This is a genomic window from Spirosoma sordidisoli, assembly GCF_004138325.1.
Taxonomy (GTDB): Bacteria; Bacteroidota; Bacteroidia; order Cytophagales; family Spirosomataceae; genus Spirosoma; species Spirosoma sordidisoli.
This window is the reverse complement of record NZ_SBLB01000010.1, coordinates 15,650-40,735: the sequence shown is the minus strand read 5'-3', so window position 1 is coordinate 40,735 and position 25,086 is coordinate 15,650. Positions and strand designations below refer to the sequence as shown.

The 25,086-nt window shown below is 41.6% G+C and carries 19 protein-coding genes; 5 read left to right on the top strand and 14 right to left on the bottom strand.

The features are described from left to right. Positions 1-22: 22 nt before the first annotated feature. Positions 23-1,357 carry a radical SAM protein gene (locus EQG79_RS26610; RefSeq protein ID WP_129605738.1) on the bottom strand — a complete coding sequence of 445 codons (1,335 nt, stop codon included), beginning with the start codon at positions 1,355-1,357 and terminating at the stop codon, positions 23-25. A 260-nt stretch (positions 1,358-1,617) separates the two neighbouring features. On the opposite strand from EQG79_RS26610, the gene EQG79_RS26600 reads away from it, so the two are divergent. After that, positions 1,618-2,019, top strand: coding sequence for a helix-turn-helix domain-containing protein (locus EQG79_RS26600; RefSeq protein ID WP_129605734.1), 402 nt, complete (start codon positions 1,618-1,620; stop codon positions 2,017-2,019). A gap of 371 nt (positions 2,020-2,390) precedes the next feature. Here EQG79_RS26600 and EQG79_RS26595 read toward each other — a convergent pair whose 3' ends face one another. The 6 genes from EQG79_RS26595 to EQG79_RS26570 form a co-directional block, all read right to left on the bottom strand. Further along, positions 2,391-2,849: a hypothetical protein gene (locus EQG79_RS26595; protein WP_129605732.1), complete on the bottom strand. Its 459-nt coding sequence runs from the start codon at positions 2,847-2,849 to the stop codon at positions 2,391-2,393. Positions 2,850-2,860: 11 nt separating this feature from the next. Further along, on the bottom strand, positions 2,861-5,065 hold the full coding sequence (locus EQG79_RS26590) for a peptidase domain-containing ABC transporter (protein ID WP_129605730.1): 2,205 nt from the start codon (positions 5,063-5,065) through the stop codon (positions 2,861-2,863). An 843-nt stretch (positions 5,066-5,908) separates the two neighbouring features. Beyond that, positions 5,909-6,580, bottom strand: a complete 672-nt coding sequence (locus EQG79_RS26585) for a GIN domain-containing protein (RefSeq protein WP_165358960.1) — start codon at positions 6,578-6,580, stop codon at positions 5,909-5,911. Between the two features lie 77 nt (positions 6,581-6,657). Continuing rightward, positions 6,658-8,007, bottom strand: a complete 1,350-nt coding sequence (locus EQG79_RS26580; RefSeq protein WP_129605725.1) for a radical SAM/SPASM domain-containing protein — start codon at positions 8,005-8,007, stop codon at positions 6,658-6,660. A 714-nt stretch (positions 8,008-8,721) separates the two neighbouring features. After that, positions 8,722-11,097, bottom strand: a complete 2,376-nt coding sequence (locus EQG79_RS26575; protein ID WP_129605723.1) for an outer membrane beta-barrel family protein — start codon at positions 11,095-11,097, stop codon at positions 8,722-8,724. 1,058 nt (positions 11,098-12,155) lie between these two features. Beyond that, complete coding sequence (locus EQG79_RS26570; RefSeq protein ID WP_129605721.1) at positions 12,156-12,779, bottom strand: hypothetical protein; 624 nt, start codon at positions 12,777-12,779, stop codon at positions 12,156-12,158. An 82-nt stretch (positions 12,780-12,861) separates the two neighbouring features. On the opposite strand from EQG79_RS26570, the gene EQG79_RS26565 reads away from it, so the two are divergent. Next, positions 12,862-13,470, top strand: coding sequence for a hypothetical protein (locus tag EQG79_RS26565; RefSeq protein WP_129605719.1), 609 nt, complete (start codon positions 12,862-12,864; stop codon positions 13,468-13,470). Positions 13,471-13,480: 10 nt separating this feature from the next. Here EQG79_RS26565 and EQG79_RS26560 read toward each other — a convergent pair whose 3' ends face one another. Together EQG79_RS26560 and EQG79_RS26555 are read right to left on the bottom strand one after the other, a co-directional pair. Beyond that, positions 13,481-13,783 (bottom strand): hypothetical protein, encoded by a 303-nt coding sequence (locus EQG79_RS26560; protein ID WP_165358959.1) that lies wholly within the window; start codon positions 13,781-13,783, stop codon positions 13,481-13,483. After that, the gene (locus tag EQG79_RS26555; RefSeq protein ID WP_129605715.1) at positions 13,737-14,024 is read right to left on the bottom strand and encodes a helix-turn-helix domain-containing protein; all 288 of its coding nucleotides are present in this window, start codon (positions 14,022-14,024) and stop codon (positions 13,737-13,739) included. The genes EQG79_RS26560 and EQG79_RS26555 overlap by 47 nt, the downstream gene beginning before the upstream one ends. A 1,563-nt stretch (positions 14,025-15,587) precedes the next feature. Here EQG79_RS26555 and EQG79_RS26550 point away from each other — a divergent pair. The 3 genes from EQG79_RS26550 (at position 15,588) to EQG79_RS26540 (ending at position 17,911) form a co-directional block, all read left to right on the top strand. Further along, entirely contained in the window at positions 15,588-16,010 is a 423-nt protein-coding gene (locus EQG79_RS26550) for a hypothetical protein (protein ID WP_129605713.1), read from the top strand. 10 nt (positions 16,011-16,020) lie between these two features. Further along, on the top strand, positions 16,021-17,307 hold the full coding sequence (locus EQG79_RS26545) for an ATP-binding protein (RefSeq protein WP_129605710.1): 1,287 nt from the start codon (positions 16,021-16,023) through the stop codon (positions 17,305-17,307). 124 nt (positions 17,308-17,431) lie between these two features. Continuing rightward, a complete protein-coding gene (locus EQG79_RS26540; protein ID WP_129605707.1) occupies positions 17,432-17,911 on the top strand; it encodes a hypothetical protein in 480 nt (159 codons plus the stop codon). Between the two features lie 284 nt (positions 17,912-18,195). On the opposite strand, the gene EQG79_RS26535 is transcribed toward EQG79_RS26540, so the two are convergent. The 5 genes from EQG79_RS26535 to EQG79_RS26515 form a co-directional block, all read right to left on the bottom strand. After that, on the bottom strand, positions 18,196-19,410 hold the full coding sequence (locus EQG79_RS26535; protein ID WP_129605704.1) for a site-specific integrase: 1,215 nt from the start codon (positions 19,408-19,410) through the stop codon (positions 18,196-18,198). 391 nt (positions 19,411-19,801) lie between these two features. Continuing rightward, positions 19,802-21,625, bottom strand: a complete 1,824-nt coding sequence (locus EQG79_RS26530; RefSeq protein ID WP_129605701.1) for a MutS-related protein — start codon at positions 21,623-21,625, stop codon at positions 19,802-19,804. 57 nt (positions 21,626-21,682) lie between these two features. Then, positions 21,683-22,096: a Fur family transcriptional regulator gene (locus EQG79_RS26525; RefSeq protein ID WP_077922454.1), complete on the bottom strand. Its 414-nt coding sequence runs from the start codon at positions 22,094-22,096 to the stop codon at positions 21,683-21,685. Positions 22,097-22,175: 79 nt separating this feature from the next. Further along, positions 22,176-23,987, bottom strand: coding sequence for an ABC transporter ATP-binding protein (locus EQG79_RS26520; protein WP_077922455.1), 1,812 nt, complete (start codon positions 23,985-23,987; stop codon positions 22,176-22,178). Between the two features lie 98 nt (positions 23,988-24,085). Next, the gene (locus tag EQG79_RS26515; protein ID WP_077922456.1) at positions 24,086-25,060 is read right to left on the bottom strand and encodes a gliding motility protein GldB-related protein; all 975 of its coding nucleotides are present in this window, start codon (positions 25,058-25,060) and stop codon (positions 24,086-24,088) included. Positions 25,061-25,086 lie beyond the last annotated feature (26 nt).

The following is a 25,086-nucleotide window of genomic DNA, read 5'->3' as shown; positions in this document are numbered from 1 at the left end:
AAAAGAGAATAGCCGGCAGGGGTTAAAGGATCTTAAAGTCTCGCAGTGCTTTTAACCGTTCTTTGGCCTGGAGGTCATAGAGTAACGGAATGATCCGGTGATATAGACTGCATTGGGGGTCTTTGCCATTCACCCGGTAGACGGGACAACCACTCGTACAAACCGCATTATAGCGGCAAGCCTTGCAGTCATTGGAACGGATATCCTCTTCGTGACTGCCCTGCTCGATCATGTCCACCAGGTCCAGTTCAGGGCTGAAAATGGAGTGAGCCGATTGAGTTTGATCGCCAAAATGGACATGGCAATAGTTAAGGGTACCATCGACGTAGATAGCGCCCCCGGAGAAACCGGACGCGCAGGTTTGAAATCCCAATTCGTGGGGCTTGAGATCACAGAACTGATGACGATGGGAAAATTGCCAGCCAGTCTGAATGGCGTCCTCCATCAACGCATAGGATTCCAGGAGACTGTTTTCTAAAAGCTGCGCATCAAGCGCCTCACCTTTAATAATCGAATAGCGAAAGGGCACATCCAGATCAATCAAATAACGCGTTAGATTGGGAAGCCCTTTCAGGTTTTGATTACTAACGACCGTATTGACCATGACTGGAATTCGGTGAGCTAGTAACGTTCTTAAATTACAATTGATCCGTGTGAACGTGCCTGCTCCCTGTTTAAACGGCCTACTAGTATCGTTATATGTTTCGACCCCATCCAGCGAAACGCCAAAGCTAACCGCATGTTCCCGACAAAACGCAATGATATCGTCGGTGAGCAGGGTTAGATTGGTAATAAAGGAGACCTCAAAGCGGCATCCGACTTCGCTCAATTTCTGCCGAATGGCCGGGATAAACGATTTCCAGGATTTGAACTGGGTCAAAGGTTCGCCACCAGCCAATCTGAATTTGATATGCTTGAGCTTGCGCCTGACCACGGTTTCCACCACCTTCTCCAATAATTGCTGCTTGGTGGCATCCGTCATTCCTTCGGTGGTATTTAGGGTCGAGATATAGCAATAGCTACAGGCCAGATTACAGCGATTGGTGGTATGAATCCAGAAATTGAGTGATTGAGGAGAAGTAGGCTTTTGGGGTTTGCTGAACCGGTCATCAAACCGAATGATCTCGGTTTGAGCGAGAAGGTTAAAAAACTGTTCTAAAACGGAAGCTGACACAGCGAGCCGGTCGCTGAGCATATCGATCGTGGACTGACCATCAATGGCTGCCAGAATATTCACCTGCGGCTGGGTTAACAGGCGAAGCGACTGCGGATAAGCGCAATTGACCACATAGGAGTAGTCCTGGTCAGCCGGCCTGAGCAGCAAATTCGGTGACTTGATGGGTATCAAAAGTTTCATCGTCTTCAATCGAGTAGTAAGATGAGCAATCGCAATCTGAGACTGGCGATGAAAGAGCGTGTGGGTTCTGACCGATTACCTGTTTCAGCATGGAAACATCATCGAACAGAAGGTCTGTATTCGTTGTCACTGTCATAGATGAAAGCTTTTGAGTGTTTGCTAAAATTAGCTGTTCGATCACGGTCAAAAGCTATTGAGTCACTTGTATCGCACAAGGTGACAGCTTGTAAAGAACAAGGTTATTTCAATTAGTTTTGTACATGAACAACACTTCAGCTATGGTGCATCACGGCCGCAACATGAAACGGATTAGGGAAATCCTTGGCGTCAAACAGGATTTTCTAGCAACCTCATTAGGCATGAGCCAGCAAGCCGTATCCCAGCTCGAACAAAAAGAGGTATTGGATACAAGTGTGTTAGAAAAACTGGCAAAAGCTCTTGGCGTACCGGAGGAGGCAATCAAAAACTTTAAGGAAGAGACCGCCATTCAAATATTTTCTAATACGTACCATGACCATGCTGCATCGGTGCAGTACAATTTCAATCCCGTTGATAAATGGCTTGAAGCGATTGAAGAAAACAAAAGATTATATGAACGGCTTCTTCAATCTGAACGGGAAAAGAACGAGTTACTACAAAGACTTCTAGATTCTGGACGATAGTGAAGCAGCAGACCACAGTGCACTGTAAATCAGGTTTTTTACAGATATTTTCTTATCAAAGCAAGATAAGTGGAGATGAGCCTGCCGCTGTTTGTCCCTCTGTCAAAAGAACTGCCCGTTATCTAACAGAGTGATAGCCCAAATATCATCAGGTGTCAATTCATCCAGCACCTTGTGTGTGCCATCTGACATAATGTCACGTATCAAAAGGATCGCAATCAAGAAACGATTAAGCTGTAGTTCGTGCTCAGAATAGGAGTCAGTCTGTCTCGACTGGTACAATCCTAAGAGGTAATAGTTTCGAAATAGTTTTGATAACTTGCTTATCCTCTATCATAATGTGTAAACATGACAATATAGATGGGCTTATTTCATAGTGAGTTGTCATTAATCCTACTACGATATAAACGATCAATTATAGAATAATTGCCGAAAGTAATTGAGCCAGGGCATTTAATGCTACCTTTAAATGGAATCCTTTTGAGTAGGTTCTTATCAATGTATATGGGTATAACTACACTGTCTGCTTCTGCCCACGATTTATTTATACTTAATTTTCCTACATATTGTAATTTAATATATGGTAATTTGACCCTGATGTTTTGATTTTCATTCAATTGTTCAAAAGTAGAATAATGAACCTTTACATATGATAGTTCATCTTTAACTACAACTTGAGTTTGAACTAACTTAGGAAATGATATTTGTGTAGCTATAAAGTAAATTAGAATAATAAAAAAAATCATCACTCCCACTCCAAAATGGGTAATCCATTTTGGAATGGGATTTAGAAAGAAATCATTTTTGTAATCATCTATGTTCTTAAACATCGCCGGTATGTTTATCCACCTAACTCTAATTGATTTTTAACTAGATTAAAATACGTTCCCTCATTATTAATCAACTCATAATGAGTACCTATTTCTACCACCTCGCCTTCTTCTAAAACAACAATTTGAGAAGCGTTTTTTACGGTGCTCAACCTATGGGCTACAACGACTACCGTTTTATCTTGGAAAAATCGATTAAGATTTTCCATTATCACGTACTCATTTTTCGCATCCAGAGCGCTTGTTGCCTCGTCAAAAAATAAAAATTCAGGATTTTTATAAATTGCTCTAGCAATTAACACTCTTTGCTTCTGGCCAACACTTAAGCCCATTCCTAGAGGGCCAATTTTTGTTTCAAAATGAAGAGGTAATTGGGAGATAAAGTCTCCAATGTTTGCCATTTCCACCGCATTTACTAGACGATCTATATCATAATATTCATCTCCCATTATAATGTTTTGTTTTATTGTGTCAGAAAAGATATATCCTTCCTGCAATACAGCTCCACATTTTGCACGCCAGTCTTTGGGGGAAATATTAGCCAAATCAAGTTTGCCAAGCTGAATTTTACCAGATGTTGGATCAAAAAACTTAAGCAAAAGTTTAAGTAAAGTAGTCTTGCCGCTTCCACTACTACCAACAATTGCAGTAACTTTCCCTTTAGGAATTTTAAAGCTAACATTCTTCAAAACATAAGTTGAATCTGGACCTTCATATTGAAAATTCAAATCCTTGATATTGATACTAAATTCACTAAAATTAATAGGATTGTCACTATTATCTAGAATGTGTCTTTTTTCCTCCTCCTCCTCCACAAAAACTTCATTCATCCTTTCTAAGCCTACACTTGCGTTTTGTGCACCGTTAAAGAAATCAGCCATTTGCTTAACGGGAATATTGAGCTGCCCTATAATGTAAGAAATAGATAACATTACACCGAGCGTTATCTCTTGAGACATAACAGCCTGAGCAGCTACAAATGTTATAATAATTATTTTCACTTGGTCTATAAAATTTGCACCTATTTTTTGATATTGCTCCAACGACATATTGGATATGTTTATCTTAAATAGCTTTACCTGTATCTCTTGCCATTCCCATTGCTTATAATTCTCAAAATTATTTAACTTAATTTCTGATATGCCATTCACTAATTCAAATAGTTTATCACCCGAATTAGATAGCTCTCTAAATCGTTTGTAATCGATTGACTTACGCCAATTCATGAATAACAATGTCCAACATATAGAAGCAACACTCCCTATGACAAAAATTATCATGAAAGCTGGATCATATTTGTTTAATATAAACAAGAATACACCCATATTGACGAATGAAAAAATTGTCGTCAACAAAGTACTTGTAACAAAGTTCTCTATTCTTTGATGATCATTCATGCGTTGCATAATGTCTCCACTTGCTTTCGCTTCGAAAAACGAAAGTGGTAACTTCATCATTTTGATCAAAAAATCCGACAGAATTGATGAATTAATACGCGCTCCGATATGCAAGAGTAAGTGACTTCTGATTATATCGGAAATCACCCCACTTACAAAAAGAATAATTTGAAAAGCTGAAATCAATATTATAAAGTTTGTATCCTTATTTGCTATACCATAGTCTACAATACTTTGTGTTAGAAATGGAGGAATCAATGAAACCCCAGCAGCAAATAACATTGACAATATTACCTGAAAGTAATTTTTCCTATATTTAAAAAAATACTGTTTAAAGAAATGGAAAATACTCCGTTTGTTGTTCGAAGTTTCGGTTTCAGTAGAATAATCATAAAATAGCTGAGTTGGTTCGAGAAACAACGCAAAGCCCTTTTTTTCTCCTGCCAACCAGTACTTAGTGAAAATATCCTCATCTAATTTGATTTTACCTCTGCCAGGGTCAGCAATGTGAAAAGTTTTTTTGCGTTTTATATTACTACTTATCTTATACAAAACCACAAAATGACTTTTATCCCAAAAGAGTATACAAGGTAATTTTGCCTTGGTAGTTAAAAAAGTCAGAGATAGTTCTCCAATAATTGTTTTAAAACCTAAATGTTCTGCTGCTTTTCCTAGATTATATAAACTGACGCCTTGGCGTCCTACATATGAAATTTTTCTTAAATGAAAATTACTATATAGTCTTCCATAGTAGTTGGCTACCATTCTTAAACATGTAAGACCGCAATCTTGCTGATCATGTGGCGCTAAATACTGCATGGTTTATTGGCAATTATGATTCACCCTCATTCTTAGATACAACTAATCACACAATTGAAAATAGGGCATTTTAGATAGGTAGTATTCGTAGGGGGCAGTTATCCATTTGCTTCAATTGTTCTGCATTCCTCATAATGAAGAGAGGGCAAGGCGATGCTGCGCCAGTATGATCTTACAGTTTAAACCAAACGAGGGAGAGTAATCATCAAAATAACTCTCCAAAGACTAATGGCGGTATCAGCCTTCTCAGTAATGGACGCCTATGTAATTCATTGTCCCATTGAGCATAGCGATCTAGCTGAAGGTAGTCATCAACGGCTCCCAGATAGCTTCTAAAATACAATTTACGCTTGAGCATTCATCAGAATCTTACGGCGAATACGTCGTCCGCACTTTACTGTCTGTATTGGAGCGATTACAACTCCCTCTATCAGTTTCATAAAGACGATAGAGAGGAGTTGTGCCTTTGTCTAAATCTGCAATTCATTTGGTGCTTACATATGGGGAAGGCTATCAGACGATACTCATAGCCAGATTACCTTATATACATGCTAATTACATCCATCAAACAATAGGAAAGATATGCCCTGTAACAGACATATAGATTTAAATTTACTGATTCAGATTGAGCCCTATTAGTTGAAATGGATGAATCATGGATGTTTTTCCCACGCCAAATCCAAAAGTAGTTAGCTCTGGATAAATCGTCCACAAACCCACAGGTCTTACATATTCTCTTTATCCACTGTAGATCACAACACAGCTGCTATTTGAAAACAGGGAGTACTGAATTCGTATGCACTGTGAGTGAATTTTATACGTATTATAAGGCATTACGTGTCATCAGTTGATATGTTGTAAGATCGCTCGGCCAGTTGATGTATGATTTACTACCGGTAGCCCTTTATACCTAATTATACTGTTACCGTATGACTCTATATTTAAATTATTTTCAACATACAAGTTAACGTTTGCACCTGTCGAGGCCAAAACCCGCGCATTCATTGACTTTAACTCGTAGGCATGAACTTGAGAAACATCAGATGAATGAAGATCTACATCTTTTACCTCCCCACTCAAAATGACCTGTGATGAACCAAAACTATTTACTTTCAATTTCGGTCCAGACATTTTCATTTCCAGCTTTGCAGCTCCATGGATATCCATTGACATGGTTTTCAAAGTACTAAATTTATCTATTTTACAATTTGAAGAGCCATGCATATCAATGTAGACCAACTCAGGCATTGTTACATATAACTTGATTACATTGCATGAATTCCCAGAAACACACGAAATAGCTAATGTTTTCTCAGCTCTTCTCAGCTGAAATGCTAATTGCTGTATGTCTGCTTGCTGTCCTACAGCTTCAACTTTAAAAGTTTCGCCAGGACTTATTTTAATTTCAAAAGAACCCAAAAAAACTAATTTATCGATTTGATCAGCTAAAAAAACTCGACTTGAATCCTTTTGGGCTATTGCCAGATTCACCATTGAGCCTATTAGTAGGCTCATGAGCAATACACGTTTCATGGAACTATAAGTCTAGAAGATGGAAAATTAATTAATGTAACATTCATTAGGACATTTGTTCAAATGACGCGTAAATCTAACTTAGAGGCTGCATAAGCAAGCGCCAGCTTATCTTTTATGTTAAATTTAGTAGTTGGGCATGCGCGCATATCTTCATGCCAGGATTTTGGGCAACCACCACCACATACAGGAAGCATTTTACACGTGTGACATGGAAACTGATCAGTCAACAGAGTATCATTCCAGTTAGTAAGTGGACGTGTCTGGGATATACGCAGTGGGTCTTTACCTAGATTACCTAAAACATATTCTGTATTTTCATAGTGAGAAGTGTAAGATACTTCTGTGCAGTTAAAGATATTCCCATACGCATCATACATTTCAGATACAGGAGAAACAGCTAGGCAAACTTTTTTATTTCTATTCGGCAGTATTGATGGCTGGAATCCAGCTTCAAACATTTCAATTAACCAATCAATTTCTTTTTGAGCAAATTCTTCCTTTGTAAGCGACTGCTTATGAGCATCATTGCCGCCCCAAGAATACACTCCTGCCAAATAAAAATAAGCAATCTTCTCATTTAATCCATTTTCTGAAAGGAATGAAATTAAATTAGAAACATCCTCCCAATTCCTTCTATCTACATTACACCTGATAGATATACGACAGCCTGAATCAGCATAATCCGCTCTATTAAATATCTTCATTAAATTGTTGAAGATGTGCCTAAAACTTTTCCCTCCTTCTTTGGTATGCCGACGAGAATCATGAAACGTTTCTGTTCCATCCAAGGTGACTTCTATATGCTTAATTGATAATTCCTGTGCAAGCTCTAAGAAAATATTTTCTTTTAAACTCAATCCGTTAGTAACTAACTTCGCTCCATAGTTTATACCGAATTCGTTCGCTAAATTTTTGAGTTCTTTTGTTAATTGACGTATCTGTGATAAAGCCATCAGAGGCTCTCCTCCAAACCACCCTATGTTGAGTGATTTGTACTTTTCTTGTCCAAGAGAGAGTTTATGTCTTATCCGCCTAATTAATCCACTATATAAATCTGAATTGATATTGTGTTTTACGTGCGTTTGACCACAATAGTCACAACCTAATTGGCACATGGCCGAAGGTTGAATGACTTCATACAATTCGTTGCTTGAATCTATTGCTTCTTTATTTTCATCGACAATATTTACTAGTTCATTTTCACTATAATGAACAATAGCTTTCACGTTTAGTAGCTGTTGTAGCATTGAGTCATCAATACTTGCTACCTCATTATTCTCTAACAATTCTCGAATTTTCTTTGAAACAACTAACGCTTGTGCGGTTCTAGTGCAAAATAGAACGCTGTCTCCCTTGTCATTCACCGACTCGGAAAAAAGTGTATAATACGATGTCTTGTATTCCATAATAAATAAGGTTTAGAAATTAAGGCAGTACAAAAATCTCTATAGATAAGTATCTGAATACTACTTATCCTTTACTCACTAACATCAAACACCTATTAGTTACTCGTCCCCCCAGAACAATTACTGTTACAAGTCCCGTTTCCAGTACATGATGTATTGTCCGAACAAGATGTATTGTCCGTACACGTAGAGTTGTTGTAACAGAGCTGATTACTCGACCCATAGACACCGAGTAGGTTCTTGGCGAGTGAATCATTGAGACTGATCAGTAGATCATCGCTCTCAGCTGAAGTTTCCTCCTGAGCTGCTTTAGCCAGCAAGCTTTTAAGTCTGCTATTGTTCATGATAATTAAAAGTTTGATGTGTGGAATTGGTTTTTAATTACTGGTACCCCCGGTACAGTCGCCATTACAACAACTATTTCCTGAGCAGTTCCCATTATTATAACAATCTGTGTTATTCTGACAGGTGCCGTTATTACCACATCCTGTATTCCCCCCATAAACACCGAGTAGGTTCTTGGCGAGTGAATCATTAAGACTGATCAGTAAATCATCGCTCTCAGCTGAAGTTTCCTCCTGAGCTGCTTTAGCCAGCAAGCTTTTAAGTTTACTATTGTTCATAATAATTAAAAGTTTAAGATGAAAAATAAGATTAATCTTTGCCTTCCGTAAAAAGACACTTTTGAGTATAAAGAATTGTACTGCCTTCTAGTCAATAACGTATCTCACCAAAGTCATTACTCGATTTCGATTTAGCTTGAAATTTATTACCTGATTTGAACTTGTACGCTAGGCTAATTCGAACTTGACGCTGATTAAATTGAGGTATCGTTTGAATTGTTAATATATTATAGTCGTAAAACCACCTTGGCCGATTAGTACCTAGTAGGTCATCCACACCAAGAACCACAAAAATTTTATTTGCATTATATCGTATTGCCGCGTTAACGTTAAATACGGAACTTATTTTATAATACTCTGCTATGAATGGAGATGCATATCGAATCGAAAAGTCTGCATTTAACTTAGAGGAAATTTTAAATGCTTGATTAGTAGTGAAATCAAAAGATGTCGTTTGCCTAACATCGTTATCTAGCAATGTCAAGTAATAGGAATAAATATTACTGTTGAAATTTACCTGCCACCAAGGAGCTATGCTGTAGTTATAAGAAGTGCTTAAGTATATATCTCTGCTGATAGTATTATATGGAATTGTAATTAGTTGTCTATCACCACCAGCTTCAGTGTATAGGGCTCTCACACCATTTCTGTGCTGTAGCCCGAGCGCGAGGTATATATTCTTATAACTTATACTCCCTTCTATCTTATTAATAATTTGAACAGAAAGTAAGCTATTGCCTCCTCTTGTATAATAAACATCATTGGCATTTATATATCTGACTGGATTAAAATCCCCATAAAATGGCCTATTTATCCTTTTTGAATATGAAATATTCAATTTCATATTTTTAGATAAATTACGCTGAATTATAAATGAAGGAAAAAAGTTAATGTAATTTCTTTTGGTCGTCGTATCCTCACTTAGTACTTCGCCAAATGAAGACGTATACTCTCCTCTTATTCCAAATTGAGTAGACCACTGTTTCCAACTTCTTCTACTGCTAAAATAAAAAGCTGTTATTTTTTCTTTAAAGTTAAAAACCTGTGTTTGTAAATTATTATTATAAAGATACTCCTCTCTATTTCTAATATATGTTTGTTTGAAACCCATCTCAGAATCATATCCTTTTGCCGTAAAGCTATAGTCAATTTTAGCTGCATTTATATCTACGCTATACTCTCTATCTTGATCTAATCTACTTATGTTTTCGTTTTCATCAATTGTAGTATATTCTGACAATGCAGTTAATTTTTGCTGTCCTCTTAATATTAGTACGTTAAGGTTACTTTTCCCGTCTTTATCAAACTTGTGAGTATAGTTAATATAATATTCTAGATTTTTAGTCTTAAGCTCGTTTGAAATATTTGTTGAAGAATTTTGATCATTTGGATGATTATTCTTAAAATAATCAAAATTCAGTGTCTTGTTTGAAGTTAATGGTACATTTGAAAACCTTATATTGAAAATCAATCCATCTTTTTTTGTTAAATCATATGTCGATTTATTATTAATAAATAATCTAGTAGTGCTTGACTCAGAATATCTGTAATTGGTTCTGTAGTAAGATATACCATTGTAATAAGTGCTATCAGCCGATACATTATCTGTGGAATGCGAATAATCGACCACAGTATTCGTTTTAAGCTTATTAAATGCATAATTAAAGTTTGTACCTAATGATAATAGGTACATGCCTTGTCCATTTACTTTCTCTGACGGGTGAATACGTTGGCTATAGGTAGAGTGAAAATCACTCAAGGCCTTATCCTTTTTTAATATAATATTTATTACTCCTGTTCCTTGAGCATCAAACCGAACAGGGGGATTTGAAAAGATTTCTATCTTATCAATATTTTCTGCTCTTAAATTATTTAGAAGTGTATTTATTTCATTGTTCGATTGTCGATTACCTTGGCCATCAATAAGTATCAATACCCCATTTGCACCATTTAATCTTATACCATTTATTGGATCTACCGATAAACCTGGTAGCTTACCTAATGCTTCGTAAGCTGAATTACCTGTCGTTAAAGGGTTATCTCTAAGATCTATTACCAATCTGTCAATTTGACGATCTAAAAAGGGTTTGCGCGCCCTGACACGTACCTCTTTTAACTCACTTGTTCCGTCATTTTCAAGATATATTGTGTCAATTTTAGAGCTCGATATTGAATCTATTGTAACTTTCTTACAGAACCTTCTTGTCTTATCTGACATGCTGTATGAAAGTAAGTAGTTTCCTGGCGCGACATTATTGAAAACAAATGCTCCAAGTGAGTCTGTAAGCGATCCTTTAGTTAAAACAGAATCTACGGCCCTGTGTAAACCGATCACATTTATAGTTATCGAATTTCCGCTCTGGCTTCTCAAATTTCCCTTGTATACATAGCTTTTTTTCGGTTGACTATTGGCTAAATTGTAGCATAAAACAATGAGCAGAAGTGTAGAAATATATATTTTCTTCATAAGAAACAGGTTTCAGAAGCTGATTCAAATTTCATCCAGCTTTAGATTATAAATCTAAACAGTTGTTAAATTTTGTGCCTAAGTAAATATTGGAATAAATTACTCTATTCATATATATAATGAAGTAAACAATGAAAAATTGGCTTTAGGAAAATCAAGATTCCACACTCTCGACTTATTGCTTTTCAGCCTCTTTAATGTACTTTTGGCTATATCTCCGAATTAATTCTGATGATAAAGCCCAGCTCATTAACTACTTTTAATCTATCTAGGATCGCACCATCTTTGACAAGGTGCTAAACATGTTTGAAAGAACGACGATCATGCAGGCGAACTATTCCTTCATTAATAAGCGCATTTTCATCATCCATAGTTCGTAATTTGTTCCTTCGCTGCTTTTCAAATAAGAAAGTCTACCAGCCTTTAGCTTGACACACATTTCTCCACTTATTATTGTTGTCGAACTGAATTATTTTATTAATCAAACTAACTCGAGCACTGGCCGTCTTTTGTTAATTAAGAATATTTAAGCCCACTACCCACTCTGTTCAATCTACGGCCAGTTGAACAAATTTGAGCTGAACACTGCATTACAGACATGTATCTGAATAATGGTTACGCTTATTTTCACATAGAGGTCTCCTACAGATTACGATGTGCTTCCCGTAGCTTTCCTATACACAGAATCTGCTAGCTCGGCTTATAAGATTATAACCTATTACTTGTTCAAACAGATTATATCTTTTCTATCGGGAATAACCCTAGCTTTAATCTATTAATTCTTTAGGATTACATGGTTTGAAGATAAATAAAAAACATTTATCCGCGCAACTTACAGTAAACTGATTTTATTAAACGGTCTCATGTATATACACCTATTACACTACTATGTTACATACATCTCTTCCTGCAAAAGTAGGCTTGGTCGATTATTCATTAGCATTCTTGCCATATACTTTTTTGTATGGACTACACTAACAGTGCTTTAGTTGTCAAAGGTCGCTTTAAAGTAACTTTAAAATGTAAACTTTACAGACTTACTCACAGGTCAACAAGTACTAAAGCATCCCAATCAAAGATGATTGGGAAGCTACACCCTGTCCATGCTCTAAGAGTATTTCGCGGTACTTGATGAGGGTTATAGCACGAGCATCATCATCAGTAGCCACAGCAGGCATTTTATACGTATCATTCGACATGATGTCACGCATCCAGAGTTCCGCGATCAGTGAGTGTTTAAGCTGCGGCTCATAGCCCAAGAAGCGGCTAACCCTTTCCCTCACAGCGTAACCATACATTGCAAAGTTTGCGTAGTAGTTTCGATAGATAGACTCATCGTATTCCAAATAGGTATTATGCTTCATGTCTGCGTTACGGATGAGCTTTACGTGACCCTCTACTTGATCGTAAAAGTCGTCTTCCGCAATCTGTCCGTTCCAGTAGCTTTGAATCATTGCCCGTAGATATGGCTCAAAGGGTAACATCACATCAGCTGGCGGGAGATAGCCAAGATTGATTTTTATTAGGATTTGCCCGATATCTTTCAAATGCGGCAAGGTCGTCGCATCAACGATTAAGTCGTTCCAGTGAACGGCATGCAAGTCCATTTCGGCAAAATCTGCTTTAAAGCGCCTGACATCTCCGCCATAAACCTCCTCTATAACCTTTTGCTCTACAGACATTTTGACCTCGGTCTGCAACTGTGTCGAATGTTTTTTATTTTAGCATAAATCACCAGGTTTTCAATACAAAACTACTTGAGCGATGAGCAAGACAGATGATAATGCCCCCCAACTGCCTGAAGGCTATGAGCATGTCGAAGTACGTCTGAACGAGACGCTGCATAAAGTTGAGCAGATAGACAATCAACTGAAAAATATTCCGAAAGAGCGAGGACCCAAACCTCAATATAATCCTCCTCACTATGTCGGAGGTCTCGTGCCGGGGCAGCGCGATAAGATGCGGATTGCCTTGGAAGAAAAACAGTATCAGTTGAAGATGGATACACTGTCAAAGACAGAGGTTGATACCAGCGAATCAATGGGCCAAGATGGACGTGTTGTCAGGGACACGGTACGAGAAAAGCTTTTCCCAAACCCCTATCGGCAGATGAGTCTACAGGATTTGGAACAGGAGCGACACACAGTCAAGGAAATTGAGCAATCGCAAGACTATATGGATGCTAAGCTGGTTGAACGAGCCGCCCAACGCAATACAATGCCTCAACCTGATAAGCCAGTTACTAGCAAGTTGGACAAATCAGAGATGTCAGCAAGGTTTTCTATGTCGCTGGCCTTCACCAAAGCGACCGATAAGAACGGCGGCCCGGCCGACAAAGCGCGAGGACGCGACATCGAGCCGGACAAGAATTAACTTCAACTGGTCAATCCTTGTCTGGTTCAATATCCCTGTCCTTTGATTTGGTGAGAATGCTTCGGCTGGAACTGGTTGGATCACCTTTTAACCATAACGGTAAGCGCTCCCTTTCCTGTTCTTTCTGGTATTGATTTCGGCCGTCTTTAAAACCGACAAGGCGGATAAAATCACTGTCGATGCTGGCGAGCTTCTCAGCTAGATCTGGCTGGTACTGGGCTATTGTATAACCTTCATTGAACCCTTTTAAATATTCTGGTTCAACCTTATTTTCGTCTTCCATCGTTAAATGTGCTACGAGCGTTTCGTTCAAGATAGGCTTCTATAGAGCCGCGGTCGTATAGAATAATTTTTTTCTGCGGCTGAGAAAAACGGATTTTACCTTCGTCGCGGAGCTTCTGTAAGGTAGTTTTCGACGTAATGTTGAGAAGTTGCATGGCCTGTTCGCCGGATACCCATTTTTCCTTTTCCTGGTTGTGTTTATCGCGCAAACGCTCAACAACCTCCTCAATGAGTGCGTAGAAAGCTTTGTCTTCAAGGCAGATGACTTGCATTCGGATGATTACCTAGTGTTCAAGATTAAATTTCACTTCAATTGATGTTATATTCGTGCTGCCGCGTGAATATGGCATCTCTCCAGAAACTTCCAATCTCATGATTTTTCTATCATCTGTTTTGAAAGGCCAGCATTCAATGAGTGTGATATGTAAGTGATTTCGGCCGTATCTGAGTCAATATCAGAAAGACTGATTAACTCTTTGTTCTAGCCGTGACCCGAATGAACATGAACACCCCAATGTGACCAAAAACCTGCATCCCATATGTTTACAAAGTGCTACTTACCTATTTGTCTGTCAGCTATCACGTAGCTATCTTTAACATTCGCCAACGCGGTTTACCAGTCAACACGGTTAGAACTATATGTAATTTAGGCCTATTGGAATTGAGAGATACTTTCTCGTAGCCCCAAATACTTCACCTGAATGTGGTGTTTTTAACACCTCGGATACTATTAGTTGATCATATACGGTCTCAAGGTTGAATGCGTGTCTCCTTGACATTGTTCCTATTAGTTTAAGTTGCCTAATAAGTTACGTCCCTGGTCTAAAAGTATTATCAGATAGCCATGAGAATTTTCAACCGGAAATCGTGCTTTTACCCTATATACCGCTAAAAAATTAGGCATTCAATCCAGGATAAAATTCCGGTTTTTGACAAAATCATCTCATAATTAAACTCGTTTTATTTCCTTGTCATCTATTCTTATTATGTCATTCGCATCTACTGCATAAGAAAATACCTAGGAGTTCAACTATTCCAATGAGCCAAGCTGCATTTACCTTGTAATTTTAAAGTAGAGTACGAGAAAGTGTATCATTCAGTTTCATAGAAAAATGTTCGTACTTTTATATCAATATTACGTTCACAAATAGTTAGATTATTATTGTGCTCATACTGGTACGATGATGTTAAGATAGTACTAAAAAATATAAATCTGTCACAAGCAACTGATCAATTAGGTTTATTTTTCGCTCACTTGAACTTACATTTTCCCAAAGAACACATTGTTGGCATCATTCAGAATTTTATCCAACGTATACTCAGTTTACTGATTGGTAAAGTTAAAGTGGTAACCGATCTTCGTGAAGATGTACTATGCCGATACAAAAGTTTTAAGGTTACAAGCAGAATCTTATATCCAGCCCTTTGGACGAAGGTATCTCATGTCAAGTGCATGATAAGTTTCTTATCAATCATTGCAACTTGGTTATATAGATAGTGGTGCATTTTGCGACGGCACTGATATTTACAAAACATGCTAATTGGTTACAATTTATATTCAAGATAGCGTTTTTTGAAAGATGCTATTGTAAGAGCCTGTTTAAGAGCCTTCGCTACATCTAACTAATTCAACGAGCCACCAGTAACTGACTATATATAATCATATAAGCATATAATTTGTTATCCCAATATAACTATCATTAGATAAGCATTTTAAGGAAGAAAAATTAGGACTGTACTAATTCGTTAAAATATTAGCTAACTTGCGCAAATCCATACAGATCCGTACAGATATGTACCGATCCATTCAAAACTGTTTAAACTCGCATAGACTGATGGCGTCCTCCGAAGTTTTATTGCCTGCTGCCAAGCTAATTCTAGAAAAAAAACATCAGGACTTAATAACTCAATACACTAATGCATTAGCAGAATCAATTAAATTTGATACAGAAAATGTCCCACCACGTCTATCAAGCGCTCAAGACATTTCCGATGATATCGGCGTTAGCATCGCTGACCAAGTAGATTGCTTGATATGTCTTACAAGGAAGGAAGCGCAGACATTTTTAAAAAACTACGGCAAAACAATAAAAGGTAATAAACTAGCTAGAAATTTCCTAAACATTAAGAATTATGAAAAGGTATTTAGCCGACCAGTATGCCGCCTAGGTAACAAAGATTTAGTCTTCACATATGCAGAAGTCCAATATCTTGTGCAATATGGTACTCAGCTAGTGCTTCCAGAGAAGCTTAAATAACAACATAGAAATGAACATTGATGTCGACTCTTTATTTTTTCCGGCTCAAGCGATAAAATCTGAGAAGAGCTTTTTCGCTGGCAGAAAAACTTTGCTTCAGGATGCGGTTAAAGCGGTCAATACTCCTGGAGTTTCAGTGGTTCTCTATGGAGAACGAGGTATTGGAAAAACTTCTGCGGCTTGGCAATTGTATGATTTATTACAAGGTGATAAGACATTATATAAACTTTGGAACACTAAACCTATTGAACTAAGATATAAATTTAAGTGTGTATGGGTGAAGTGCCGGGAGTATATGTCTTCAACCGAAGACATACTTCTAAAACTTCTGATGCCTTCTTCTGAAAGATCAACATTTTATGATGTATTTCCGAACGTTTTCAATAATGATAGATTTTTGGAGTCTATCAAGCTAAAATTCAAAATTGACTTAAAAGTAGTTGGTGCAGAAGTTGAAAATTTCGAAAAAGCAAAAGATAACTTTTATGAACAAGCGAAAACATTACTTGATAAAAAAGTCGCTATTCATTCTATCTTTGAAGAAGTTCTATTAGAAATTAAGAGACAAGACCCCGAAAGCGAAGTAATTATATTTGTGGATGAAATCGATCGTATTCAAGAAAAGAAGGGTCTCGGAAGTTTAATTAAAGATACTGATCATGCCAAATTTGTGTTTATTGGTATAGCTGAAAGCTTAAATTCTTTGATTGCCGATCATAAATCTATAGCTAGAAAATTAGGAACATCTGCGTTCAATATGGATGGGCTTACTGAATCAGACATACGCTGGATATTCACCAAGGTTCAACATATGTTTCCAAACAAAATAATATTCACAGAAGAATTTATCTTACAAGTTATTGAAAAATCAGGAGGGTATCCTTACCCAGTACAAATTTTTGGTCACCTTGGACTTACTCACGCCTTGGAAACAACTTTAAATCCACCGTACAAAGTTACAAAAGACCATTTCGGATTTATCGTGAAAAAATTTCTAAGTTTCCAAGAAGGTTACGAAGAATATTCAAATTTATTAAACATCTTAAATGGAGATTCCACCTTTAAGCGAGAAGTATTGCATATCATAGCAAGTAGCCCTTATAAATGGACCCCATTTAATTACATAAAAGACGGACTTAGCTCAAGGGGACTTAGGCGCTTTTTTGATACTAATATTAATAATTTAGTGGAAAAAGATACAATTTTAAAGTATAAGCAAGACGATAAACAGCAAGTCCGATTCACTGATCCTATTGCAAGAATTATTTCTATGTTACACAAACAAGAGGCAGGGTAGTGTTAATTTTTTTCTATCATTATATACCTCATTCAGCTCCTGTAGCATTAATATTATAACTATGCTTACATGAGATTTCTCAAATAAGATTGATCTCTTCAATTCTGAAAAAAGGAAATTAGTAATGCATAAAACAAGCTTAAATCCGGCAGTAGAACAAATGCTTTTTCTAGAAAAGTATTTTAAAAAAATTAAATCCTATAAGTGTTATTCTGGCCCTATTAGCGAACTAGAGTTAGGATATTTAAACATGTCTCAAATCTCAAACATATTTCCGACTATTCAACACCTGAGTAGCGACTATAAAGTAAATCAATTCTATAACTCTGAAGCAGCTGTTCTACTTGGAAGGAATGATAAACCGCACAAACAATGGCTCGAAGGAATTAGAAGTAAGGTTGATAATAAAATGATAAATGATAAAAAAATTATGAGTACACTTATTTCATTTCAATATAACAAAAACTCCCCCAACATTGAACAAACTGGATTATTATTGATTGGGAACATTGAAGATATTGTTCAATGTTTACCATCAGACAGTTTGCCGGTCGAACTTGATTATATCTCTAGAACATTCAAAGAAGTTAAATCAACTTTGTAGTCTTTTATTTGTTTAATAAGATTTATTAGCTTAGAGATATGTTTATATAAAGTATAGGTAGTTAGGTTTAACCAATATTTAAATAATTAAATGTTGCACTACTGTTTGAAACATGAATAGTCAAGGTAATTTGAGATTTCAATATTTGCCATCAATGATTAGAAATATTCATCCTACAATAATCACTCTTTTACACAGCTCCACAACCACCACTTAAGTATATGTCACGAATATCGTTGGTCAAGCTCTTGTTTAGTTGGATATGCTATAATCGCATTTCTTGCTCACAAATTTCGACCTTTTAACACCGTATCTAGTGCGTCATCCGCTTCCTGCGTCGTAAAATTAGACTGATAACCCATTGTTGTAACGATGCTGCTGTGTCGATACAAGCGTTGTAATGTTTTCAAAGGGATCTTATCCCCGGCTTCTTGGGCAAAGGTGTGACGTGCCAGGTGCATGGTCAGTTTCTTGTCTATTTTAGCAACAGGAGCCACATGGTTTTTCAGGCACTTGTCAATGGCGCTGGTTTTGAAGGCAATCGTGCGTTCCGTAACAAACTTATCATCCTGATTAACGTCTTTTAGTTCAGGAAAGACAAGATCGTCCTGATTGCGTTTGAACGCCTTATACTGCTCTAGAATGGCAGCTGCCTTATCTGGTACTTTCAATGAACCGCCTTTATTGTTCTTACCCATCTCATAGTGCAGGCGCTCATTCTGAAAGTCAGACCATTTCAGGCGTAGCACGTCACTGACACGCATCCCAGCAAAGTAATAGGAAAAGAGCCACAGGTTGCGAACATGGTTCGGCTGGCCTTCCAATGAGACGCTTTCCAGCTTTTTCAGTTCCTCGGCACTAAGACCGACCTTGGCGCTGTCGGGAAACTTGATTTTCATCTTGCCCTTGCCAAACGGATAGTACTTCTCGTCAACAACGCCCTCCTTTATGGCGAAACTGAATACGGAGCGCATCATGACGATATGATTGACAGCAGAGCGTTCGGACAAGTTAAGTGTGGAGCGAACATAACCTTTGAAGCGCTCAAGGACGGCAACCGTCACTTCCTGAAACGGCAGGTCATGTTTGATAAATTCTTTGAAGTGCTTAACGCGTGGCTTGTCGGCGGTGTACTGGTTGTACTTACCTGCTTCCTTTAAGCGTTGCAGATACAAATCGGCCTGAGCAAAAAAGGTACTGCCTGCGGATGGTTTAATCCTTTGCTTGACAGCACGCGAGGAAACGTGCGTTTTCTGGGTTTCAAGCTCTAGCGTATGGTCGGTTGCTTCAAATAACTTTTTGCGGATGAGGTTATTCAAGCGAACGCTATTCGGGTGAGACTTCTTGACGCGCTTCTCTACGTCGTCCCACTCTGACGGGTCCAAGCTATACCCAAGGTGAACAAACGATGATTTTCGGTCTTTGGTGATGCGTAGCGCCAAAGGCAACTTGCCTTCCTTATTAGGTTTCTGGCGCAGAACGATCTTAACGTCAGCCATATAACACTCACTGTTGGTACAACATAGGTACAACAATGCGTGGTTTTACTCGGTTTCAGTTGATCTAATATGTTTTATAAATAATTGATAATCAGTATTATCGAACCATATGAATACACATCAAACCATTTCCTTAAGGACTGAAAATCCTTGTGTCGGCGGTTCGATTCCGTCCATCACCACACTTAAAAGCCTTTCCGTTGTCGGGAAGGCTTTTTTTGTTGTCACCCTCTCTCCGATTTTTCCCAAAAAACAGTATGCATGCATACTGTTTTTTGACTTAGCAAAGATACGACTTTCTAAAAGCCTAACAAGTGAAAGCAAGGGATGTTTTGACTAATTCGAAGATAAAAGAGGGCAATTCTTACCGCAACTCCTTCACAAACAGCCACTACGGCTTATTGCTGGCCGTACCGAGCGCAGCATTCATCTCAATACCAATTGCCTGCATGAGCTGACTGGCGTTGAAACTCTCGCAGATTCCATCCCGCAGGGTATAGTCGAAGATGAGCTTGCCGTCCTGAATGTCGGACTGAAAATGGTAGTTGCTCACGAACCCGGCCGCATCGGTGAGCTGCCCCAGCTCCAGGTCATGCGTTGATACGAACCCGAACGCGCTGGTGCGGTGGAGCTGACGAATAAGCGCTTCGGCTCCACGGTGCCGGTCGGCGGAGTTGGTTCCTTTTAGAATTTCGTCGAGGAAATACAGGACCGGCGTTCCCGAAGACTGCTGCGTGAGCCGAATCAGGGTCTGCAGCCGGATCAGCTCAGCGTAGAACGATGAGGTGCTTTCTTCGAGCGAGTCCTGCGTGCGCATGCTCGTAAACACCCGTACAACCGAAACCGTAAACGAGTCGGCGCTTACGACCGCACCCGCCAGCGCCAGCACGACGTTGGCACCTACCGTACGCAGAAAGGTACTCTTGCCCGACATGTTCGATCCTGTTATGAGCACCGTTTTTCCGGAACCCGCCAGCGCCAGCGAATTGGGAACACTCCGGTCGGGTGGTAGCAGCGGGTGAGCGGCTCGGGTCAGCCGGAGCGTGGCGGCTCCATCTGCTATGTCGGGGGTGGTGTAAGCTGGATGCGCGTAGGCAAATCCGGCCAGGCTATTGAGCGCTTCGAGCTCGCCCAGTGCTTCGAACCAGCGTCCCAGATGGGGGCCGTACTGCGCCTGCCAGGCCGACAGCCGGAACAGGTAATGGATGTCCCACAGGCTTGCCACTCCAAACAGCAGGTAGAAGTACGGATTACGCCGGAAGTTTAGCCCTTCGGTCAGCCGGGCTAGCTGACCAATCGCCTGCGAGGCCCGGTTCCCGTTGGTGTTTAATGCCTGCCGGACAGCGGCTATCCGTACAGACTGGCCGGGAGCCTGCTCAGCCTGCGCGAACAGCTGCTGAAATGACCGGAGCGCTACCGAGAGCGCAAACGTTTGCTCACTTACTTCTTTGGCCTGGGCCGATAGCTGGCTCAACACGAGACTATGCACAGCCAGCGCGGCCAGAACGGCTAAACCGGGCAGGTAGCCCAACAGCCAGGCTACGAATACAGCGGCCGTTATTGCCGGCAGCAGAAACCGGATAATAGCCAGATAGCCGGGCAGCGAAGGTCCTTTACCGGCGCCCCACTGAATTAGCGATTCGGGTGAGCGGCCAATGGTTTCTTCCAGATCGGCCAGCGCTTCGACCTGCTGCCGCCAATCGATCTCAGGCCGCAGATCGGCCGTTGCCTGCTGACGGAGCCGGATAACGTCGGCGGGGGCGGGGGTTTGCAGCCAGGCTGCCAGTTTCTGCCGGCCTTCGTAGGTATGGGTCCGGTTCAGCAGCCGGAACAGTGAGTGCTTACCAAAAATATCGAGATCATGAGTATACGGGTGGGTCGTATGCGCAAAGGTGTCGCCGGTGTCGGTGCGCAGGTACTGACGATCGAGCCGGGCCAGTTCGTCCTGGTTGATGAACGCTTTTTTGCGGGCCAGATCCCGGTCGCGCCGGACGGCCTGATGTCGTTTGAGCAGAACCAGAAACCCGGCCAGCCCAACGACCAGAACCACCACCGCAGCGGCTGACTGATCGGCCCTGGCCAGTACCCAAACGGCTACCACGGCGCTGATAAACCAAATAAGCCGCCCGATAGCCAGCTGATTATACTGGCGCTGGGCGGCTTGCTGAACCTGTATGAAGTCCTGTTGTCGCTTACTAAATGTATTCCTGGGCATTCGGTAACACGACCGCTGGGCCGCTGTTTCTCTACGGGTTATGGGTCTGAGCCCGTATTATTTGTTGCAATCCTGACACACGCCCTGAATGAGCAGATTCATTTCTTTCCGGTCGTAGCCCGTCGGGAGCGACACCGTCGGAATCCGGACTTCGTTGAGGCAGGTCGTTTGTCCGCAGGCTTCGCACTTGAAGTGAACGTGGTCGTGGTGGTGATGACCATCGGCGCAGGCATCCCGGCAAAGGGCGTATTTGGTTCCTCCCTCATCGTCGAGCACTTTGTGAATAAGGCCGGCGTCGACAAACGTCCGTAGGGTACGGTATACCGTTACGCGGTCGTGGTCCGGGCCGAGCCCGTTTTCTACGTCATTATGGGCCAGCGCATGACCAGCGTTCAGAAACAGATTGAGCACCTGTTCGCGGCCCGCGGTATGGCGTAGGTTAAACACTTTTAAGGTTTGCGCGGCATTCATGGCGTTAGGTAAAGAGACTGAATACGGTAAATGAAGCAAGTCTACACGGAGTAAACAATCCGGTTACCGTATTCATTCATTAGTCATTATCGAGCACCTCGAACTGCAATTTAACCAGGTTCGCATAGATGCCGTCTTCGTAGGCAGCCAGTTCGTCGTGGGTGCCCTGCTCGGCCACCTGGCCTTCGCGCATGACGTAGATCCGGTCTACTTTGCGGATGGTGGCCAGCCGGTGGGCAATGATGATGGTCGTCCGGTTCTGCATCAGTTCATCGAGGGCTTCCTGCACGAGCCGTTCCGATTCGGCGTCGAGCGAGCTAGTTGCTTCGTCCAGAATCAGGATAGCCGGATTTTTCAGGATGGCCCGGGCAATGGCAATCCGTTGCCGCTGCCCACCCGAGAGCTTAACGCCCCGCTCGCCCACAACCGTTTGCAAGCCCTCCGGAAAGGATTCGATAAAGTCGAGCGCGTTGGCTTTACGGGCGGCTTCCCGAACTTCGGCTTCAGTGGCACCGGGTTTTCCGTACTGAATATTTTCTAGGATAGTACCGCCAAACAGCATGACTTCCTGCGGCACAACGGCAATGTTCCGGCGTAGTTCGGTGATGTTGAAGTTGCTCAGATCCCGGCCGTCGACGGTGATTTGTCCGCTGCCGACCTGGTAGTAGCGCATCAGCAGCTGCACGATGGTCGATTTACCGGCTCCGCTCTGCCCGACCAGCGCAATTTTCCGCCCGGCGGCCACATCGATCGAGATGCCTTTCAGCACCGCTACATCCGTACGGGATGGATACGAGAACCGAACGTCTTTGAACTGTACGTGACCATGTACCGGTACAAACAGCGGTAGCTCTTCGCGCGGATCCACTTCCGACTCCTCTTCCAGAATCTCCAGAATCCGGTCCGAAGCCCCGAGGGTTCGCTGCACCTGCGCGTACATATCGCCGATGCCCGCTACCGAGCCGCCGATAAAAGCCGTGTAGAAGATAAACGTCAGCAGATCGGCAAACGGAATTTCGCCCGACTGCACCAGGCTACCGCCGTACCACACAATGCCCATGATACCGCCGAACATGGCGAAGATGACAAACGAAACGAATACCCCCCGGAAACGGGCTGTACGCAGGGCCGTGCCGACCATCTTCTGCAGGGCAGCTCCGTAACGGCCAATTTCGATGCGCTCGTTGGTAAACGCTTTTACAATGTTGATCGATTGGAGGGTTTCCTCAACGATGACACTGGCTGCGGCCAGCTGATCCTGCGCTTCTTTCGACAGTTTGCGGATATACCGACCAAAAATCATGGCCGCTACAATGATGACCGGAAAGGTGGCCAGCATGAAGAGCGTCAGTTTCCAGGACACGTACAGAATAAACAGTGTACCGCCCACCAGCGTAGCCACCTGCCGGAACAGTTCGGCCAGCGTGATGGACAACACATCCTGAAGTTGCGACACGTCGGCCGAGATCCGGCTTGTCAGCTCGCCAACGCGCCGTTTTTCGAAGAACGGAATTGGCAGCGTCACGATCTTGCTGTACACTTCGCGCCGGACGTCAGCCATCGACCGCTCGCTGACCTGCGCGAAGAAATAAATTCGAAAGAACGAGAAGATGGCCTGCAGCACCAGAATGGCACCAAAGATCAGAATGACCTGCCCCAGCGTAAAGGCCGACTTACCCTGAATAACGCTCGTTACCTGCCCGATCAGGGCCGGAAAACTCAGGGTTGTCAGGGTCGATAACACCAGGAAGATGAACCCCATGGCAAACTGCGCCCGGTACGGCCGCACGAACCGAAACACCCGCAGTGCTTTCTGGAGGCTTTCCCGGTTTACTTTTTTCTTGTCTTCTTCGTTGGCGTCCTCGCCAAAGTTTCGTCCGCGTTTTGCCATTATAAAAACGGTTTACGGTCTTCGGTTTATGAAATTCGGCAGACAGCCCGATTGGTTGTCGGTATGCCAGCCGCCTGCTCCCCTAAACCGCCAGCCGATTATTCTTTTTGACCTTTATAGCCAGACTGTTCAAACAGCTGGCGGGCATCGGCGTTGCGCATCAGTTCGGCAATGCCAACGCTACTGTGTTCATCGTGATACTGTCCTACGATGCGCCAGCCCAGCCAGCGCCCAATCGCCCCCGGGCAGCCCTGCCCGATTTCGGCTGTAAAGGGCCGTTCGTTCAAATATCGCTGTTTTATGGCCGGATTAGTCTGGTAAAGCAGTTGATTATCGATAAAATGTCCCCAGACGATATCCTGCGCATTAAACGTTTCGGTCAGTTGTTTGTCAGAATAGCCGATGACCAGACTATCGGCCACGTCGGGCAGCATGGTTTTGGTGAATACGTACCCTTTGCCATAGTATACCATATCGGCCAGCATGGTCTGGTCGGCCCGGTTTGTAGCATTGTATTTGTCAGAAATGGCAAAGACGATGGCCGGTACGATATAGTCTTTCTGGTAACGTCGTAAAATGTAGGCCGGAAATTGTGGACCCTGGGGCCGATAGGTTGCGGTTGGCCCCGCGAAGTAGTCGATCCCGATCACGATCAGGCTATCGGTAACGACCAGGTCGGGTCCCATGAAGCCGGTTACGAGGGTAACCACTTTGGGGTTCCGGAAATCGGGAAAGTCTTTACGTATATTCGTGAAAGCTTCGGCCAGCTGGTTTTGCAGGTCGGTCATGTCGCCGAACTCCTGCTGAACCTGCTTATTGAGTTCGTTCAGGGCGGGGTTGGCGATCCGGTTGCTCAATTCGCGGACCAACGCTGTATCAGTTGTGGTCTCATTCGCGTTAAAGTACAATTGAGCCACCGCCGGGTTGCGATTCAGAAAAGCCCGGATACTATCGGGCAACGGACTGGAAAACAATTGCCGGTCGAGCCGAACTAGCGTAACTTCTTCGTTTTTAGTACACGAAGTCAGATAAACCAAACAAAAAAGCCCGATGAGGGCTGCCCAGTATCGCATCAAAATCGTTTGTTTTCTTTATTGAA